The sequence below is a fragment of the Paradevosia shaoguanensis genome, from assembly GCF_016801025.1.
GTDB classification, from domain to species: domain Bacteria; phylum Pseudomonadota; class Alphaproteobacteria; order Rhizobiales; family Devosiaceae; genus Paradevosia; species Paradevosia shaoguanensis.
The window spans coordinates 2,809,411-2,826,960 of the sequence record NZ_CP068983.1 but is presented as its reverse complement, the minus strand read 5'-3'; the positions used below and the strand labels follow the sequence as shown (position 1 = coordinate 2,826,960).

The 17,550-nt window shown below is 64.0% G+C and carries 15 protein-coding genes; 2 read left to right on the top strand and 13 right to left on the bottom strand.

From position 1 onward, the window contains the following. Positions 1 to 76: 76 nt before the first annotated feature. Positions 77 to 1,387: an aminotransferase class I/II-fold pyridoxal phosphate-dependent enzyme gene (locus JNE37_RS13405; RefSeq protein ID WP_052014950.1), complete on the top strand. Its 1,311-nt coding sequence runs from the start codon at positions 77 to 79 to the stop codon at positions 1,385 to 1,387. Here JNE37_RS13405 and JNE37_RS13400 read toward each other — a convergent pair. The 8 genes from JNE37_RS13400 to JNE37_RS13365 all read right to left on the bottom strand — a co-directional run bounded on the left by JNE37_RS13400 (position 1,372) and on the right by JNE37_RS13365 (position 8,954). Continuing rightward, a complete protein-coding gene (locus JNE37_RS13400) occupies positions 1,372 to 1,746 on the bottom strand; it encodes a response regulator (RefSeq protein WP_035028692.1) in 375 nt (124 codons plus the stop codon). The genes JNE37_RS13405 and JNE37_RS13400 overlap by 16 nt on opposite strands. A 4-nt stretch (positions 1,747 to 1,750) precedes the next feature. Beyond that, positions 1,751 to 3,625: an ATP-binding response regulator gene (locus tag JNE37_RS13395; protein WP_203063249.1), complete on the bottom strand. Its 1,875-nt coding sequence runs from the start codon at positions 3,623 to 3,625 to the stop codon at positions 1,751 to 1,753. A gap of 67 nt (positions 3,626 to 3,692) precedes the next feature. Next, the gene (locus JNE37_RS13390) at positions 3,693 to 4,049 is read right to left on the bottom strand and encodes a DUF4326 domain-containing protein (RefSeq protein WP_203063247.1); all 357 of its coding nucleotides are present in this window, start codon (positions 4,047 to 4,049) and stop codon (positions 3,693 to 3,695) included. Continuing rightward, positions 4,046 to 4,582 carry a trimeric intracellular cation channel family protein gene (locus JNE37_RS13385; RefSeq protein WP_246513259.1) on the bottom strand — a complete coding sequence of 179 codons (537 nt, stop codon included), beginning with the start codon at positions 4,580 to 4,582 and terminating at the stop codon, positions 4,046 to 4,048. Before JNE37_RS13385 ends, JNE37_RS13390 begins: the two co-directional genes overlap by 4 nt. 166 nt (positions 4,583 to 4,748) lie before the next feature. After that, positions 4,749 to 5,759: an ABC transporter ATP-binding protein gene (locus JNE37_RS13380; protein ID WP_035031180.1), complete on the bottom strand. Its 1,011-nt coding sequence runs from the start codon at positions 5,757 to 5,759 to the stop codon at positions 4,749 to 4,751. Between the two features lie 6 nt (positions 5,760 to 5,765). Continuing rightward, complete coding sequence (locus tag JNE37_RS13375) at positions 5,766 to 6,611, bottom strand: carbohydrate ABC transporter permease (RefSeq protein ID WP_035031183.1); 846 nt, start codon at positions 6,609 to 6,611, stop codon at positions 5,766 to 5,768. Next, positions 6,611 to 7,504, bottom strand: coding sequence for a carbohydrate ABC transporter permease (locus JNE37_RS13370; RefSeq protein ID WP_376742968.1), 894 nt, complete (start codon positions 7,502 to 7,504; stop codon positions 6,611 to 6,613). Before JNE37_RS13370 ends, JNE37_RS13375 begins: the two co-directional genes overlap by 1 nt. Positions 7,505 to 7,688: 184 nt before the next feature. Next, positions 7,689 to 8,954: an ABC transporter substrate-binding protein gene (locus JNE37_RS13365; RefSeq protein ID WP_035091910.1), complete on the bottom strand. Its 1,266-nt coding sequence runs from the start codon at positions 8,952 to 8,954 to the stop codon at positions 7,689 to 7,691. 482 nt (positions 8,955 to 9,436) lie between these two features. On the opposite strand from JNE37_RS13365, the gene JNE37_RS13360 reads away from it, so the two are divergent. Next, positions 9,437 to 10,459, top strand: coding sequence for a substrate-binding domain-containing protein (locus JNE37_RS13360; RefSeq protein ID WP_035031188.1), 1,023 nt, complete (start codon positions 9,437 to 9,439; stop codon positions 10,457 to 10,459). A 6-nt stretch (positions 10,460 to 10,465) separates the two neighbouring features. On the opposite strand, the gene JNE37_RS13355 is transcribed toward JNE37_RS13360, so the two are convergent. The 5 genes from JNE37_RS13355 to JNE37_RS13335 all read right to left on the bottom strand — a co-directional run bounded on the left by JNE37_RS13355 (position 10,466) and on the right by JNE37_RS13335 (position 17,546). Beyond that, a complete protein-coding gene (locus JNE37_RS13355) occupies positions 10,466 to 11,296 on the bottom strand; it encodes an HpcH/HpaI aldolase/citrate lyase family protein (protein WP_203063245.1) in 831 nt (276 codons plus the stop codon). After that, complete coding sequence (locus tag JNE37_RS13350) at positions 11,293 to 12,489, bottom strand: CaiB/BaiF CoA transferase family protein (RefSeq protein ID WP_203063243.1); 1,197 nt, start codon at positions 12,487 to 12,489, stop codon at positions 11,293 to 11,295. The genes JNE37_RS13355 and JNE37_RS13350 overlap by 4 nt, the downstream gene beginning before the upstream one ends. Positions 12,490 to 12,809: 320 nt before the next feature. Further along, entirely contained in the window at positions 12,810 to 14,909 is a 2,100-nt protein-coding gene (locus JNE37_RS13345) for an ADP-ribosylglycohydrolase family protein (RefSeq protein WP_203063242.1), read from the bottom strand. A 20-nt stretch (positions 14,910 to 14,929) separates the two neighbouring features. After that, entirely contained in the window at positions 14,930 to 16,141 is a 1,212-nt protein-coding gene (locus JNE37_RS13340; RefSeq protein WP_203063240.1) for an ADP-ribosylglycohydrolase family protein, read from the bottom strand. Continuing rightward, positions 16,131 to 17,546: an extracellular solute-binding protein gene (locus JNE37_RS13335; RefSeq protein ID WP_246513257.1), complete on the bottom strand. Its 1,416-nt coding sequence runs from the start codon at positions 17,544 to 17,546 to the stop codon at positions 16,131 to 16,133. Before JNE37_RS13335 ends, JNE37_RS13340 begins: the two co-directional genes overlap by 11 nt. Positions 17,547 to 17,550 lie beyond the last annotated feature (4 nt).

Here is a 17,550-nt window from a genome sequence, read left to right as displayed (position 1 = left end):
ATACCCCCATTTTGCCCGATAGACTTCAATGGCTTAGACGATACAATTAACGAGTAGTTAATGCGTGGAGAGCGTCATGTCCGCCAAGAACGTGCCGGAAGAGGCCTTGAACGGCAGCCTGCGTGATTATCGAACCCCCGGTGGCACCGACCTGCTCGGCAGGACCGCCGGCTTCTATCAGTGGCAGAACCTGAGGCGCACGCACGGCGTGTGGCCCTATGCGCGTTCGACCGCGACGGCGCCCGGCGCCCGCTGCGACGCCCGCACCGATGCCGGACAGGCCTTCTCGGGCATCAACTTCGCCAGCCAGGATTATCTTAGCCTTTCGAGCCACCCGGCGATCAAGCTGGCGGCATTCGAGGCCATCGACACCTACGGCGTCCATAGCGCCGGCTCGGCGGCGCTTCTCGGCAACACCGCCAATTCACTCGAACTCGAACGCGACCTCTCGGACTTCCTGGGCGGACGCGACATCGTGCTTTACCCGACCGGCTGGATGGCCGGCTTCGGGGCGGTGCAGGGTTTCGTGCGCGCCAGCGACTATGTGGTGCTCGACGTGCTGGCGCATTCGTGCCTGCAGGAGGGCGCTCGGGCGGCGACGCAGAATATCCATCACCACGGCCACCTCAACCTCGAAGGCCTCGTCCGCAAGCTCGAACGCATCCGCGGGCACGACAAGGAAAACGGCATCCTGGTGGTGACGGAGAGCCTTTTCTCCATGCACTCGGACACGCCGGATATCGGCGCGTTGCGCGCGATCTGCGACCGCTACAATGCGACGCTGCTCGTCGATTGCGCCCACGACCTGGGGAGCATCGGCGACGACGGGCTGGGGCACCTGGGGCTCCAGCAGATGTTCGACGCAGCCGACATCATCGTGGGCAGCTTTTCCAAGACCTTTGCCTCCAATGGCGGATTCATCGCGGTCAAGGACCGGGCGATGGCGGAGTACCTGCGCTATTACAGCGCCACGCACACCTTCTCGAACGCGCTCTCGCCGGTGCAGGCCGCCATCGTGCGCAAGGCGCTCGAAATCGTGCGTTCGGAGGAAGGCCGCACGCTGCGGCGTCGGCTGATGGACAATATCCTCCACCTGCGCGCGCGGATGCAGGCAGCGGGGCTCGAAGTGCTGGGCGATCCGTCGCCGATCGTGCCGGTGCGCGTGGGGACCGAGGCGCTTGGCCGCTTCGCTTCGCGCGAGCTGGCGGCACGAGGCGGCATAGCCAACCTCGTCGAATACCCGGCCGTACCGCAGGGTGGCGCGCGGTTCCGCTTCCAGGTGATGGCGGCCCATACCCGGCAGGACGTGGACGAGGTCGTCGATATCCTGGCGCAGGCCATGAAGACCGCCGACCTGCAATATCGGCAGAGCTACGAGAGCGCGTGACCGATGACGGCTTCGATCTTGCCGAGCAATCTCGGCAGATCGACCGGCTTGGTATCGAAATCGTCGCAACCGGCGGCGAGCGCCTTGGTCCGGTCGGATTCGAAGGCGCTGGCCGTGAGCGCGATGATGGGAATGTCGGCCGTCTCCCTATCCGCCTTGATGCGGCGGGTGGCCTCGTAGCCATCCATCTCGCCGAGACCGATATCCATGAGGATGACATCGGGGTGGACGGCCTTGGCCAGCGCCACGCCCTCCGGTCCGTCCTCGGCGAAACGGATGGCGAAGCCGCGCCGCTCGAGCCGGCGGCCGAGCACGTCGCGATTAATCGGGTTGTCCTCGACGATCAGCAGAAGCGTCATCCCCTCACCCCGCCTTGCGGCTTGCCGAATGCCCGATGCGGCTCGACTTTATCGCCGCGATGGCGGCCTTGACCTTGGAGGCGTCAAGCGGCTTGGCGACGACGCCATCGGCGCCCGCCTGCAACGCCCGCGGCCTGTCGGCTAGGATCGAGATCATGAAGACCGGCGTCTGCCTCAGCGCCGGATCGGCGCGAACGGCGGCCAGCACGTCCCAGCCATCGAAGCCAGGCATCATGATATCGAGGAAGATCGCGGCGGGCTTGACCGTGCGCGCGACCTGCAAAGCCGATTGCGGCGCATCGGTGATGATCGGCTCGTAGCCTTCGCGGCGGAACAGGCGCTCGGCCAGTTCGAGGAAATTACGGTCGTCATCGACGAAGAGCAGGCGCTGGCGCTGGATGCCGGGCGCCGCGGCCGCCAGAAGCTCCGGCTGGAGCGGCAGGACCGGTGCGGGCGCATCGGTGCGCTGCGGCTCGGCGACAGCAGCGGCGCCGATTTCGACCGGGCGCGAGATCGGGGTGGGCAGGCGGATGGTGAAGCGCGAACCGTAACCCGGCTCGCTTTCGACCGAGATGGAGCCGCCCATGAGCCGGCAGAGATTCTGGCTCAGCGCCAGACCGAGGCCCGTGCCGCCATAGGTCGCCGCGATACGGGCATCGGCCTGGGTGAAGCTGGAGAAGAGCTTGCGCTGCTGCTCCTGCGAAATACCTATACCGGTATCGGCCACGGCGATCTCGATCCAGCCGCCATCGGCATCCGGCAGGCGCTTGGCCGAGAGCGTGATCTGGCCGTTCTGCGTGAACTTGGCGGCGTTGGAGACAAGATTGTAGAGCGCCTGCCGCAGCTTGGTGGCGTCGGCCTGGATGAGGCCGACCTTGGGTCCATCGGCGACCGAGAAGCTGTTGGCGTTCTTGGCGGCGAGCGGACGCGCGGTGGCCTCGACATCGGAGACGAGCTCATCGACATCGATGGTCTCGATATGCAGCACCATCTTGCCGGCCTCGATCTTGGAGATATCGAGGATGTCGTTGACCATGGCGAGCAGGTGCTTGCCGGCGGCGCTGATCTTCTGGAGATCGGAAATCTGCTGGCCGCGCCCATCGAGCTCGGCCTCTTCGAGCAGGAGCTCGGAATAGCCGAGTACGGCATTGAGCGGCGTGCGCAGCTCATGGCTCATCTTGGCGAGGAATTCGGACTTGGCGCCATTGGCGCGTTCGGCGTCGTCCTTGGCGTCGATCAGCATTTTGGTGGTGTCGCGATGCCGCTCGATCTCGCGCATCAGCTCGGACTGGCTGTCCACGACATTGGCGTAATAGGCCGCCATCACGAAGGTATAGGTGGTGGCCCCGAGCACTGAGAGCACGCCGGGCACGACCATATCGGCCACCGGCACATGCATGGGGAAGCTCGAAAGCCGGTAGCAGGCATAGAAGATGGCCATGCCGCCGAAAATCTGGGCGAGGACGAAGAGACGATTGGGCCGCGTCGAGCCGAGATAGAGGAAGGCGAGGAGCGGCGTGAGGATGAACCAGACGAGGAAGGGTGAACTCGTGCCGCCGTAATTGAACGAGCCCCAGAGAATCGCAAAGCTGAGGTTGCATATCGAGAGCATCGAGAGCGCCGTGTAGTGGCGCGGGAAAAGCTTGAGCAGCGGCAGGAAGAGCCAGAAGCCGTAGATCGAGGCGGCAAGGATATGGACGTGCGGCCAGGGTTGCGGATCGACGATTGCCAGGCAGATCGGGATGGGCGTGGCGATGAGCGGGCCGAAGATATGGCTGATGAGGAACATCTGGACGCGCTTGCGCACGTCGAGGTCCGCTTTGAGAATGTCTGGAGTCAACCAGTCGGTGAGAGCTTCCAACCTCGACAAAGCACTCATGGATCCTTGCCAATCTCGCCAGTTCGACCGCGAGAGGCTACGCCCCAGCCTTTGAGAAGTCGTAAAACTAAACGTTAGCAATCCTCAGGAGTGTCTCGGCATGGCAGGGGCCATCGAGCGAGCACCAGCAGGCGAGATTCTTGCCGGCAAGCTCGGCACGGACATGCACGAGATCGGGCGCCGGCCCGGGAGACAGCGCAGGATCGATACTGCCTTCGAGCCATTGGCGATGGAGATCGACGGCGCGCCTGCGGGCCTCGACCTTGTCGAGCCCGAACCGCGCCTGCATGTCGGCAATGGAGAAGGGATTGCCCCATTTGCTCGGCCGCCCCACGACCTGTGCCGGCAGGCCGTTGATGCGCGCCGATGCCGCCTGCAAGTCGAAACCGGCCCGGCGGGAGAGCTGCATGCGCTGGGGTTTCATCGCTGATCCCGGTAGCTGAACTTTGGTATCTCGATATTGTAGACGATGGCCGCCACGCGCAGCCCCATCCCCACCACGATACCCGCGACAAGGGCGAAATCGTAGCTGAGCCCGAGCTTGGTCGCGGTGAAATAGACGACGCCGGCAATGATCGAGACGATGGCATAGAGCTGGCCGGTGAAGACCAGCGGCACGTCGTTGCAGAGGATATCGCGCAGCACGCCGCCGAGAATGCCCGTCACCATACCCGAGATGATGACGATGATCGGGTGGAGGCCCATCGCGATGGCGATGTCGCAGCCGATGGTCGAAAAGATGACGAGGCCGAGGGCATCGAGCAGCAGGAACGTCCAGCGCAAATGGTGCATGAAGCGCGAGAGCATCACGGCAGCGAGCGCTGCGACGCAGACGACGATGAGGAGATACGGGTTGGCGACCCAGGACAGCGGGTAGTGGCCAAGGAGAACATCGCGCGTGCTGCCGCCGCCAAGGGCGGTGACGCAGGCCAGCGAGCAGACGCCGAAAAGGTCCATGTTCCGCCGCCCCGCCGACAGCGCAGCTGACCCCGCCTGCGCCATCAGGGCGACGTAGAAGGCCAGGTTAAACAGCAGCGTCGACGTCTGGTAGACGATAATGGCGGCACCCTCGGGCGAATTTGGCCCAAGGATGCCCCATCGGAGTTAAGAAGCGGTCAGCGCCTCACGCCGCCATCGGACGCCCCTGGGCGTCGAAGCGGTGAATCTGCTTGTCGATCGGCGAGATCGAAAGACTTTCGCCCGGCTGATGCCGCGCGGTACCCTCCTGGCGCACGATCAGCGGCTCGCGCGTGCCGATATCGATATAGACATAGCTGTCCGAACCCAGGTTTTCCGAGTGGATCACCTGCCCGTTCCATACGCCATCCTTGTTGTCCTTGATGACGAGGTGCTCGGAGCGGATGCCCAGCGTATGGGCGCGGTAGGCATCGGCATATTGGCCGTTGAGGAAGTTCATCTTGGGCGAGCCGATGAAGCCGGCGACAAACAGCGATTGCGGGCGCTCATAGAGTTCGAGCGGCGTGCCCACCTGCTCGACAATGCCGTCGCGCAGCACGCAGATGCGGTCGGCGAGAGTCATGGCCTCGACCTGGTCGTGCGTCACGTAGATCATGGTGGTCTTGCCCATGTCGTGGTGCAGCTTGGCGATCTCGAGACGGGTGGCGACGCGCAGGGCCGCATCGAGATTGGAGAGCGGCTCGTCGAAGAGGAAAACCTTCGGGTCGCGCACGATGGCGCGGCCGATGGCCACGCGCTGGCGCTGGCCGCCTGAAAGCTGCTTGGGCAGGCGATCGAGATATGGCGTGATCTGGAGCATCTCGGCAGCCGCCTCGACGCGCTTCCTGATCTGCTCCTTCGAGCCATTGGCCAGCTTCATGCCGAAGGCCATGTTGTCGTAGACCGTCATGTGCGGATAGAGCGCGTAGGACTGGAACACCATGGCGATGCCGCGCCTGGAGGGCGTGAGGCCATTGACCACCTGCCCGTCGAAGCTGAGCGTGCCCGAGGTGATATCTTCCAGCCCGGCAATGAGGCGCAGGAGCGTGGACTTGCCGCAACCGGACGGCCCCACGAACACCATGAACTCGCCGGAATGGATATCCAGGCTCACGCCCTTGATGACTTCGACGGCGCCGAAGGACTTGCGGATGTCTTTGAGCTGCAGTTCAGCCATTTAGTCTTAGCCTTTCACGCCGCCGGCCGTGAGACCGGAAATGATCTTGCGCTGGAAGATGAGGACGAGGACCACCAGCGGCACGGTGACGATGACCGAGGCCGCCATGATGTTCCCCCAGGGGATTTCGTACTGGCTGCCGCCCGAGAGCAGCGCGATTGCGACCGGCACCGTGCGCGTGGCATTGGACGAGGTGAAGGTCAGCGCGAACAGGAACTCGTTCCAGGCCGCGATGAAGGCCAGGAGCCCCGTCGTCACCAGCGCCGGCCACATCAGCGGCATGAAGACCTGGGTGATGATGACCCAGGGCGTCGCCCCATCCACGATCGCCGCCTCCTCGATCTCGACCGGCAGGTCGCGCATGAAGGTGGTGAGCACCCAGACCGTGAAGGGCAGCGTGAAGATCGTATAGGAAAAGATCAGCGCCCAGAGCGTGTTGAAGAGCCCGAAGAAGCGGATGACTTCGAACAGGCCCGCCAGCACCGCGATCTGCGGGAACATCGAGACCGAGAGGATGGTGAGCAGCAGCAGCCCCCTGCCCCGGAAGCGCACGCGGGCCAGCGCGAAGGCCGCGGTGATCGCCAGCAGCAGCGCCAGCACCACCACCGCCGTCGAGACGATGACCGAGTTCAAAAGGTTCTGCGGGAAGCTGCCCGTGGTGAGCACCGAGGCATAATTGCCCAGCGAGAACGAGGTCGGCCAATAGGTGATCCGGAAGAGATCGGTGCCCGACTTAAAGCTGGTGAGGATGGCGTAGTAGAACGGGAAGACCGCAATCACCACGATGGCGATGACCAGGAGGTAGAACGCAGTCTTCTTGGTGTAGGTCCAGAGAACGGCCGTGGCATCCATCAGCGGTCACCCCCATCGAAACGCACGCGTCCGAGCCAGATGTAGATGATCGTCATGATGGCGATCAGCAGGAAGAGCAGCGTGGATTGCGCCGAGCCATAGGCGAACTTGTCGAACTCGATGAGGTTTTCACGCGCCACCACCGACATGGTCTTGGTCTGCGAGCTGTTGGGCGTGAGCACATAGATGAGGTCGAAGATGCGCATGGCATCGAGCAGGCGGAAGATGATCGCCACCATCAGCGCCGGGCGCACCAGCGGCAGGGTGATGCGGAAGAACTGCTTGACCGGATGCACGCCATCGATGTCGGCGGCTTCGTAGATATCCTTGGGGATCATCTGGAGGCCGGCAAGGATGAGCAGCGCCATGAAGGGCGTGGTCTTCCAGATATCGACCATCAGCACCGCGGTCATGGCCGTATCGGCATTGGCGGTCCAGGCGATCTTCTGGGAAATCAGCCCCATGCGGAGGAAAAGGTCGTTGAGGATGCCGAACTGGTCGTTGAGCATCCAGCCCCACATGCGGGCCGAAACGATGGTCGGGATGGCCCAGGGGATGAGGATGGCGGCGCGCACGAGGCCGCGGCCGACGAAATTGGCATTGAGCACCAGCGCCACGATCATGCCGAATATGGCTTCGAGCGTGACCGAGACGACGGCAAAGCGCACCGTGTTCCAGACGGCATTCCACCAGACCGGATCGACCAGCGTGCCGGAAAACACCGTCTTGCCGCTCTTGAGCGTGGTCCAGGAGAGATAGTTCCTGAAGCCGACCCACTCGGCGCCATAGAGATTGGTGAGTGAGGCGTTGGTCAGCGAGAAATAGATGGTCCGCAGGAGCGGCCACCCCGCCACGACCAGCAGTGCCACCAGCATCGGCACCAGGAAGAACATCGCCGAGCGCACGCGCTGGCTGAGAAGTTCCGACTTAATCTGCGGGTGCGGCGGGGCCGCGACCCCAGCAACCGGCTCCATGCTCTGGGTGGTCATGCGAAAGTTCCGCTCCCTCGATCCGTATTGACGCGGAGGGCGCGAGCGGCCTCAGGCCGTTCGCGCCCGGGTGTTGCGGCTGTAGGACTTACCAGCCGGCACCCTTGAGTTCGGTCAGCTTCGCCTCGAGGTTGTCGAGGTTGTCCTGAGCCGTGCCATTGCCCGAAAGGGTGTCATGCACGGCGGTCCAGAACAGCGAGGAGACTTCGTTGTACTTGACCTTGGTGGGAGCAGACGGACGCGGCACTGCGTTCTGGAAGACGCTCTTCCAGTTCGGGATGATCGGCTGGGCCGCGGCAATGTCCTTGTCGTCATAGAGCGACTGGATCGTGGGCAGGTTGGACTGCTTGATCGCGCGCTCTTTCTGGACTTCGGGCGAAGCCAGGAACAGGGCCAGTTTGATGGCCTCGTCCGGGGCCTTGGAATACTTGGAAACGGCAACGTTCCAGCCGCCGAGCGTGGCCGCGGAGGCATCGCCTTCCTTGGCGCTGGGGAGCGTCGTCACGTCGAACTTGCCCTTGATGTTGGAATCGTCGCCATTGCCCAGCTGGTAGGCATAGGGCCAGTTGCGCATGAACACGGCATTGCCGAGCTGCCAGACGCCACGGCTTTCCTCTTCCTGGTAGGCAAGCACGCCTTCAGGAGAAATGGTGCCGACCCAGCTCTTGGCGCGCTCGAGAGCGGCAACGGTGTTCGGGTTGTTGATCGAGATATCACCATTGGCTTCGACGATCTGGCCACCGCCCGAGGACTTGACCCATTCCAGAGCGTTACAGGTCAGGCCTTCATAGGCGTTGCCCTGCCAGACGAAGCCCCACATGTCCTTGTTGCCGGCCTCGCGTTCCTTGTCCTGGATGAACTTGGCGGTTTCGGCCAATTCATCCCAGGTCTTGGGCACGGGCTTGCTGTACTTGTCGAGGAGATCCTTGCGGTAATAGAGGGCCGGCGCGTCAGTGAAGGCCGGCAACGCCACGAGCTTGCCGTTCACCGTCTGCGACTCGATGATCGAGGGGAAGTGCTGGCCCACGACATCCTTGGCGGCGTCGGTGAGGTCGAGGAACTGGTCGGCGAGCTGGGGCGCCCAGATCACGTCCGTCTGGTAGACGTCGATATCGGAATTGCCGGCAGCGAGCCACAGGCGGTACTGGCCGAACTGGTCGGTGGTCGACGACGGCATCGGCACCACGGTGACCTTGTTGCCGGTCTCCTTCTCGAAAACGTCGAGCTGGCTGCGCAGGAAGGCAAGGCCGTTGCCGGTATCACCCGAAACGATGGCCAGGTCGGCAGCCGAGGCAGCCGTTGCCATAAGGGTGACGCCCGAAAGCAAGCCCGCGAGCAAAGTCTTGAATTTCATACTGTCCTCCCAAAGGAACCCTTTGACCTGCGGGAGGGCAAGCAGAAGCGAACGCGCACCCATTGGTGCCGGCCGTCGCAATTGTCCTCCCTGAAAGCGCGTTGAACTTGCGGTTGGTCCGCAAACCTTCTCCCAAAGCGCTTTGAAGGAAAACCTGTCAGAGCAACCAAAGGGTGTCAAGCGTCATAATTCCAGCGAATGACTGTGATTTCAAATCTCGAAGAGATATTAGAATAATTTCATAGACTTAGCCTGCAACGCACGCGCGCGCGTAGGACTTTGAGGCCCCGCGTGCTGAGGTACGACCCTCAGGAGTTTCGACCCGTTTACGAAGCTTGCGTTCAAATTTGAAATCGCTTTGAATGCGGCAATTGCGAACGAGGGGACGCAATGGCTGGTGAAAAGCGGGCGCCTGCCTTAAAGCAGCGTCACGGCAGCATCGTGCGTCATGGGACGCGCGGGGGCACCGAGGACGAAGCCCTATGAAACTCAAGGAACTAGCGGCAGAGCTGGGCCTCTCCCAGACCACGGTGAGCCGTGCGCTGAACGGCTATCCCGAGGTCAACGAGGCGACCCGGCAGCGCGTGTCGGAAGCTGCGCAGCGCCTGGGCTATCGGGCCAATGTGAGCGCGCGGCGACTGGCGACGGGCCGTGCGGGCGCCATCGGCGTGGTGCTGCCGACCGAGGGCAATATCCAGTTCGGGCCGCACACCAACGAATACCTTTCGGGCGTGGCCGGTCGGCTGGCGCGCGAGGAGATCGACATCCTCCTCTCCCCGCTCGAAACGGACGACGAAATCCCCGCCTTCAAGCGGCTGATCTCCAGCAAGCGCGTGGACGCGCTCATCGTGGGCTCGCCCATGCTTTCGGACAGTCGCGTCAAGTTCCTGACCGAAATCGGCTTCCCCTTCGTGCTGCACGGCCGCACGGAAATCGGCAAGCCACACGCCTGGCTCGACATCGACAATGCCGGCGCCTTCTTCCGTGCCACCTCGCACCTGCTCGACCTCGGACACCGGCGGATCGCCATGATCAACGGACCGGACGGCATGACGTTCGCCGAGCACCGCGAACAGGGCTATCGCGATGCGCTCGTGGCGCGGGGCATAGCGCCCGACCCGCGGCTCATCGCCAACGGCCAGTTCACCGACGAAATCGGCTTCCGCTTCGCGCAGGGTTTCCTGGAGCAGACACCGCGGCCGACGGCGATCCTCGCCGGTTCGATGATGACGGCGCTGGGCGTCTTCCGCGCCATCCGGGCGGCCGGACTGACGCTGGGGCGCGACGTCTCGATGATCGCGCATGACGACGTGTTTCCGTATCTCAACGCGGACAACATGGTGCCGTCGATGTCGACGACGCGCTCGTCCATCCGCGCGGCAGGGACGCGGATCGCTGAACTGGTGCTGCAGGTGCTGGCCGGCAAGCCGGTGGAGCAGATCCACGAGCTCTGGCCGGTGGAACTGGTGCTGCGCGAGAGCACGGGGCCGGCGCCACGGGACTAGGGGCCCTCAAACCTGCGCCAGGATATTCCGTGCCCTGGTCACTATCGGCGCATCGATCATCTTGCCATCGAGGGCAAATGCCCCCTGCCCGCTTGCTTCGGCAGCCTCGACCACGCGGCGCGCCCAGGCGACCTGTTCCTCGGAGGGCGCGAAGCCGGCATTGAGGATGGGGACGACGGAAGGATGGACGCAGGAGGCGCCATCGAAGCCGTGGGTCCTGGCTTCGCGAGCGGCGGCGGAGATACCGGCGAGGTCGGAATAATTGGCGGTGCTGCCGAGCGTGCCGAAGGATAGCTTGCCCTCGGCCTTGGCCGCCATGTGGATCATGAGCTTGGGGAGCCGCAGCACATCGGGCAGCGGCTCGGCGCCCATGGCCGCGGCAATGTCTTCGCCCCCCGAGGTGAGGGCAAGCGTGCGGTCGTAGCGAGCGAAGGTGCGCGCTTCCAGCACCGCGCCGGGGTCCTCGATCAGCGGCACGAAGACCAGTTCCGGACGGCCCAGCGCCCGCTCGATGCGCTCGACATGGTCGGAAACGCGCCAGAGCTGTTCCAGCGACCGGGTCTTGGCGATGTAGAGACCGAAGGCACCGGCGTGACAGGCCGCCGCCGCATCGTCGAGCTGCAACTCGGGCTCGGCGTTGATGCGCACAAAGACTTTCGCCCCGTTCTGACCGGCCGAGGGCACGGCCTTGGCGAGGTTTTCGCGGGCGCGGGTCTTGTCGGCGGGGGCGACGGCATCTTCTAGATCGAGGATGATCGCGTCGGCGCCACGCTCATGGGCCTTGGCGATGAACTTTTCCGACGAGGCCGGGACGTAGAGCAGCGAGCGGAGTTTCATGCGGGCTCCGTCTGCAGGGTTTGGGCATCGATACCGACTTCGGCGAGGACTTCGGCCGTATGCTCGCCTAGCGAGGGGGCGGGACGACGCCATGTGCCGGGGGTTTCGGAGAGACGCGGGACGATGTTGTGCATCGGGAGTGCGCCGAACTGGGCGTCTTCGACATCCACCACGATCTCGCGCTCGACGAAATGCTCGTCGGCGACGGCGTCGGCGATGTTGTAGATGGGGCCGACAGTGGCGCCCGCCTCGCGCATGATGCTGAGGGCCTCGTCATGGTCGTGCTCGCCGAACCAGGCGCCGATGGCAGCATCGACCAGCGGGCGGTTTTTCACGCGATCCGAATTGGTGGCGAAGCGCGGATCGGCATTCATGTCGGAGCGCCCGATGATCTCGAAGATGCGGCGGGCGACCTGCGGGGTGGAGCCGGAGAGCGCGAGGTATTTGCCGTCGCGGCACTTGTAGACATTGCGCGGCGAGGCGGTGTTGGAGGCGCTGCCGACGCGCTCCTTGATTTTGCCGGTGGTCTTGAAGATCGCGGCCTCGGGGCCGAGGACGGAGAACATGGGTTCGAGGAGCGAGAGGTCGATGACCTGGCCTTTGGAAAGGCCGCGCTCGCGGGCGAAAAGGGCAGTGAGGGTGGCCGAGCTGCCGTAGATGCCGGCGATCATGTCGGCGAGCGCCAACGGCGGCAGGACCGGTTCGCGGTCGGGAAAGCCGGTGCGGTAGGCGAAGCCGCTCATGCCCTCCACGATGGTGCCGAAGCCGGGGAGATGCGCGTAGGGACCGGTCTGGCCGAAGCCGGAAATGCGCACGATGATGAGGTTCGGGTTGCGCGCGTGGAGCTTTTCGGGGGCAAGGCCCATCTGCTCGAGCGTGCCGGGACGGTAGTTTTCGATGAAGACATCGGCCGTGTCGATGAGGGCCCAGAGGGCATCCATCGCGGGCTTGTCGCGGAGGTTCAGGACGACCGAGCGCTTGTTGCGGCCGTAGGTTTTCCAGAAGAGGGAATGGCCGTCGTCCTTCCAGTCGCGCAGGGGATCGCCGACGGGCGGCTCGATCTTGATGACGTCGGCGCCGAAATCGGCGAGCTGGAGCGAGAGCATGTTGCCGGCCATGAGGCGCGAGAGGTCGAGGACCCGGATGTTGGTCAGGGGGCCGGTGGCGGCGGGGTTGAAGTGGCGGGGGGGCATGCGGGTCAGCTCCGAGTCTTGGGCGGCACCCCCCACCCTGTCCCTCCCCCGCAAGGGGGGAGGAGACGTTGGGGCGCGATCGCGCCGGCAGATTGGGATGGGTGGTTCCCGTTCCCATGTTTATGGCCTGCTCCGCGCCCGGATCGAGCCGGCAGGTCTCCCTCCCCCTTGCGGGGAGGGGATAGGGGTGGGGGTGCCCCACGCCCGGCGTTTGTGGCCTTCCCCCTCCCTAGCCCTCCCCACAAGGGGGAGGGTGGGTGTCTGGGGGAAGATCGAGCAACGAAAACCACCCCCCTTGTGGGGAGGGGACAGGGAGGGGGTTAACCCTCCACGATCTCGAACTTGCCGATCGACATCCGGCCAGCACTCGCGATCCGCAGCCCGGCCATGCCGTACTTGAACTGACCATCTTGCGCCGTAGCGAGCTGCTTGCCATCAACCGTCAGGGTCAGCTTGTCGCCTTCGACCTTGAACTCGACCGCATAGCTCCGCCCGAATTCCGGCTTGAACGGGACGCTGGCGAGAACCGTCGTGCCGTGGTCTTCGCGCAGGATCACCGCTTCGCCGTCCTGGAAACCGGCAGCATAGAAGCGGCTGGTGCCCTGGACGCGGGCGGAGACGAGGTGCGAGGCGCCGGAAAGCGGCATCAGGTCGGCCTTGATCGTGGCATCGCGGAGGTAAGCGTTGCCGGTCCAGGCGTCGGCATCGCCGGCGGTGTGGGCGTGAATGCGGCCGTTCTGCAGGGTCCAATGGCCACGATTCCAGGTGAAGCGAGTGATGCCGCCCCATTCCTGGACTTCCTTGGCCGGGTCGATGGCGACATTGCCCTTACCGGAAACGGAGAACTCGGAGAGGAAGAGACGGCCGAGAAATTTTAGGCGCCCGAAATACTCGACCAGGATACCGATCTCATCGATGGCTTCGCCGTTCCCATCGGGAATGGTGAACTCGTAATCCTGCCAGCCTTCCGAGGACGGAACATGCCAGGCGCCGGTTTCCTGGATGGTGCCGGAGATGGCGCGGCGGACATAGGGGGCCACGCGCAGGTTGCCGTCGCCGTTCCAGGGATCGAGCCAGAGCTTGAACTTGACCTGCTGGCCGTCATCGGCGAGCGGGGTGAACATCGGGCGGTAACGCTCGTCGTCGAAGTCGGAGCGGCGGTAGAAGGGCTTCCAGAAGATGCGACCGCCCTGCCCGCGCTCGAGGCGATCGAGCTGGATTTCGAGCGAGCCTTTGGCAGCATCGGTGTGGCGCTCGGACGAGCCCTTGACCGAGATCTGGTTGAACGGCTCGGTACGGAAGGCGTGGGTAGCGCCCGGCGCATCGAAATCGAAGCGAACGCCGCGGCGCTCGAAATCCTCAACCCAGAGAGCCGGAGCCTCCTTGCCCTGAAGACGGAGGGCCAGCACCGTGAGCTCGCGGGCGAAGGACGGGATGTCGACGACGTTGACGGTGCCGAGAATACCCGAGGCGATGACGAAGTCGTTGATCGGCTTGCGGTACTTGTCCCAGCCCGGCTGCACCAGCTGGAGCGTGCCGACGATGGCGCCGGCATTGCCCGCATTACAATCGGTGTCCCAGCCGCCCATGGTGGCGATCTCGACGGTGCGCGGCAGGTCGCCACGGCCGTAGATGAGGCCCATCATGGTGATGCCGGCATTGGGGATGATGTGGCAAACGCCCGGATAGCGGTCATAACCCCATTCGGCGGTCAGCATGTCGCGGCAGCTGCGCCAATCATCGGGGTGAGCGGCGTAGTGGGCGAGGACGGCGCGGCAGACCTTGGCGTAGAGCGAATCCGGCGAGATAGTCGCCAGGCCCGCCTCGATGACGTCCTCGATGGTCTTGGAAACGAAAGCGGCGGCGATGGCGGCAGCACAGAAGCGCGCGCCGTTGAGGCCCTCGCCATCGTGGGCAACGCTGGCGGCGCGGGCCGAGGCGTCGGCGGCCTTCTGCGGCTCGCCCGGATGCACCCAGCCCCAGCTGTCGATGAAGATCTGCCCGCCGATCTGTTCGGCTACTGTCGTGCCGTTCTGGGCGATGGAGCCCGATTGCGGCGCAGGGATGCCGGCGCGCAGGTTCCGGTAGGCGGTATGCTCGGTCGAGACGCCGAAACCGCCCCACCAATACATGCCATGCTCTTCGGCGGCGTAGTTGAGCCAGGTCTTGCCCACATCCTCGGCCGTTGCGCCAAGCCCGTAATCGCGCAGCGCACGGATGAAGTAAACGGGGCCATTGGTGTCGTCATCGGCGGCGAAATTCTTGAAGTCGCGCAGATATTGCGTGATCTCGCCATAGGTGTTCCGGATGCGGTCGTAGCTCCAGATGGTCGGCTCGACGGGCGCGCCCAGGCGCACGCCGATGGCCTTGCCGATAAAGCCCGAATAGATGCGCTCGAAGATTTCAGTCGTGGTCAGCATGGGGACTTTCGTTTGGGTTCCTAGAGGTTGACGACCTGGGCGGGTTCGGCGGAGCCGAAGAGGGAAGCGCGCGCCTGCGCCTTGGCCTTTTCGCGGGCGCGGTCGGCGGCGTGGATCGCGATCACCGTGTCGGTGAAGGCATCTGCGGCGGCCGTGAGATCGAGCTTGTTGGCGCGATCGAGCTGGTCGCGGACGGCGGGCGCGATGACGCTCTCACCATGCATGGAGCCGAGGATCGCGCCGGCCATGACACCGATGGAATCCGTGTCGCGGCCCGAATTGATGCCATCGACGATGGTCTTCTCGAACGCGCCGTCATTGAGGACGGCAAAACCCAGAGCCAGCGGCAGTTCCTCGATCGAATGGAGGCGTGACGGCTGGTAGGCGTCGGTAGGGACGCCGGCCTTATGGGGCGCGTGGTTCACGTCGTCGCCCATGACCGAGTATTTGCCGATGATGGCGTGGAAGCGCTCGACTACGGTGGCGTAATCGGCATTCTGGCGCTTCAACTCGCGGGCGGCTTCCACGATATCGGCAATAGCGGCGCGCGTGCCGTCCTTGGCGACGGCAAGGGCTTCCTCGACGATGGTTTCGATATTGGTGCCAGGCACGAAGGCAGCGGCAATGGCGGCGGCAAGGACGCCGGCGGCTTCCAGACCATAGCTCTGCTGGTGGCCGGAGGCGAAGGCGATGGCTTCGTCATAGGCGGCCCTGGGATCGCAGGCATTCACCGCGCCAACAGGGGCGATGTACATGGCGGCGCCGCAATTGACCATGTTGCCGATACCGCCCTGGCGGGGGTCGCAACCGGAAAGCTGATGGCGCTGGAAAATCCATTTCTCGGGGTAGAACAGGCGTTCGATGAGCAACGTCTCGCGCTGCATCTCCGGAATCCAGCGCGGCTTCCAGGCGATCTCGCGCACCATGCCGGTCGCCATGTCCCAGGCATCGATATGGCGCTTCACGTCGCCATAGATGGTCATGAGGCAAAGCGTCATCAGCGTGTCGTCGGTGACGATGCCGTTGCCGCGCACGCGATTGTTCCGGGCCACGGGGTCCAGGCTCATCTTGTGCCATTGCGTGTCGACCGAGGTCACCCGGCCATAGCGCTTGGCGATCTCGGCGGCAGAGAGTTTTTCGACCGGCGCTCCGATGGCGTCGCCGTAAGCGACGCCATGGAGAAGCGCACGAACTCGTCCCCGAAGGGACGAGCCATTTGCATCATTGGGCATTAAGGACAGTCCTTGCGTAGTCGGTCATGCGCTGGCCACCGGCATTGTTGAACTCGGTGACATAGGCATCCCACTGGTCCATGCCGGCTTCGCCGGAAATGAACTTGTAGACCCACGAGCGATAGACGTTCTCGGTCGCGTCGATGTCAGCGGCATACTCGGCCGGCCAGACGAAGGCATTGTCCGGCTTGAAGTTCGAGGCGATGACCTTGAGCGATTCCTGGGCGGCCGGGCTCATCCACTGCACCGGCGGCTGCCAATTGGCGGCAACGAGGAAGCGGGCATACCAGGTGGCAAGCTTGTCGGTCGGCTTAATGGTATCGCCTTCCTTGGTGTACTGCTCGCCCTCGAAGCCCATGCGCTCGATGGCCTGCCCTTCCGGGCTCGCCACGAAATCAAGGAACTTCACGACTTCTTCCTTGTGCTGGGACGTCGTCGCGATGGCGAGGCCACGCGATTCCTTGGAGACGTCGAGCGCAATCAAGCCCTGACCGGCCGGGCCCTTGGGCGGAGCCAGGAGAGTCAGGCCCGGAACTTCCGGGTGCGCCTGCTTCATCTTGCCACCATAGATGTCGATGACTTCAGCGGACGAGCCGAAGATGACGCCGGCGCGGCCGGAATAGAACTTGTCTTCCTTCACGTCCCACTTGGTCGTGATGTATTCCGGATCGTAAAGGCCCTGCTCGCGCAGCGAAGCGTAGAAGGCGATCTTGTCCTTCTCGGCGTTCGAGACGCGGGCGGGAATCCATTCGCCGGCATCGTTCTTCATCCAGGTGCCGGTAACGCCGAACGCCTGGTTGAAGATGGCGTCGAGCTCGTTGGTGTTGTCGGCAGTGGTCACGCCATAGGTGTCGGCCTTGCCGTTCCCATCGAGATCGCCGTCCTTGATCGCCTTGAAGAGCGTGACGTAGTCGTCAACGGTCGCCGGAGCGGCAACGCCGGTCTTCTCGAGCCAATCCTGACGGATCACCGGCTGTGGAATGCGCGGCGGATAGACGTAGAGCAGGTAGGGATAGTTCTTGAGACGCTCGACATTGTGCGGGAACAGGGCGTCCTTGAGATAGGTCGTCTTCGGGAGCCAGTTGTTCCAGTCTTCGAGGATCCCCTGCTCGGCCATCTTGGCATCGCCGCCCTGGAAGTAGATCAGGTCGGGGATATCGCCCGAGAGCAGCATGGCCGAGAGCTTGTCGGCATAGCCGGACGAAGGCAGGTCGACGAGCTGGATGTCGAGGTCGGTGCCCTGGGCCTTGAGAGCGGCCTCATAGGTCTCGATGAGCTTGACGTCATCCGGGTTGGTCGAGAGCAGGTCCTTGGAGACGATACGGATCGTCACCGGGTCGGCCAGCGCGGCGCTGACCGTCAGGGCCAGGGCCGTCGAGGCCATCAGCAGCATTCTACCAAGCATTGAT

Coding starts and splice junctions, on each gene's coding strand:
- JNE37_RS13335 (WP_246513257.1), bottom strand. CDS start 17,546: ATGCTTGGTAGAATGCTGCTGATGGCCTCGACGGCCCTGGCCCTGACG.
- JNE37_RS13395 (WP_203063249.1), bottom strand. CDS start 3,625: ATGAGTGCTTTGTCGAGGTTGGAAGCTCTCACCGACTGGTTGACTCCA.
- JNE37_RS13370 (WP_376742968.1), bottom strand. CDS start 7,504: ATGTTCTTCCTGGTGCCGATGCTGGTGGCACTGCTGGTCGTGGCGGGG.
- JNE37_RS13405 (WP_052014950.1), top strand. CDS start 77: ATGTCCGCCAAGAACGTGCCGGAAGAGGCCTTGAACGGCAGCCTGCGT.
- JNE37_RS13355 (WP_203063245.1), bottom strand. CDS start 11,296: ATGAAACTCCGCTCGCTGCTCTACGTCCCGGCCTCGTCGGAAAAGTTC.
- JNE37_RS13360 (WP_035031188.1), top strand. CDS start 9,437: ATGAAACTCAAGGAACTAGCGGCAGAGCTGGGCCTCTCCCAGACCACG.
- JNE37_RS13365 (WP_035091910.1), bottom strand. CDS start 8,954: ATGAAATTCAAGACTTTGCTCGCGGGCTTGCTTTCGGGCGTCACCCTT.
- JNE37_RS13390 (WP_203063247.1), bottom strand. CDS start 4,049: ATGAAACCCCAGCGCATGCAGCTCTCCCGCCGGGCCGGTTTCGACTTG.
- JNE37_RS13385 (WP_246513259.1), bottom strand. CDS start 4,582: ATGGACCTTTTCGGCGTCTGCTCGCTGGCCTGCGTCACCGCCCTTGGC.
- JNE37_RS13350 (WP_203063243.1), bottom strand. CDS start 12,489: ATGCCCCCCCGCCACTTCAACCCCGCCGCCACCGGCCCCCTGACCAAC.
- JNE37_RS13400 (WP_035028692.1), bottom strand. CDS start 1,746: ATGACGCTTCTGCTGATCGTCGAGGACAACCCGATTAATCGCGACGTG.
- JNE37_RS13345 (WP_203063242.1), bottom strand. CDS start 14,909: ATGCTGACCACGACTGAAATCTTCGAGCGCATCTATTCGGGCTTTATC.
- JNE37_RS13380 (WP_035031180.1), bottom strand. CDS start 5,759: ATGGCTGAACTGCAGCTCAAAGACATCCGCAAGTCCTTCGGCGCCGTC.
- JNE37_RS13340 (WP_203063240.1), bottom strand. CDS start 16,141: ATGCCCAATGATGCAAATGGCTCGTCCCTTCGGGGACGAGTTCGTGCG.
- JNE37_RS13375 (WP_035031183.1), bottom strand. CDS start 6,611: ATGGATGCCACGGCCGTTCTCTGGACCTACACCAAGAAGACTGCGTTC.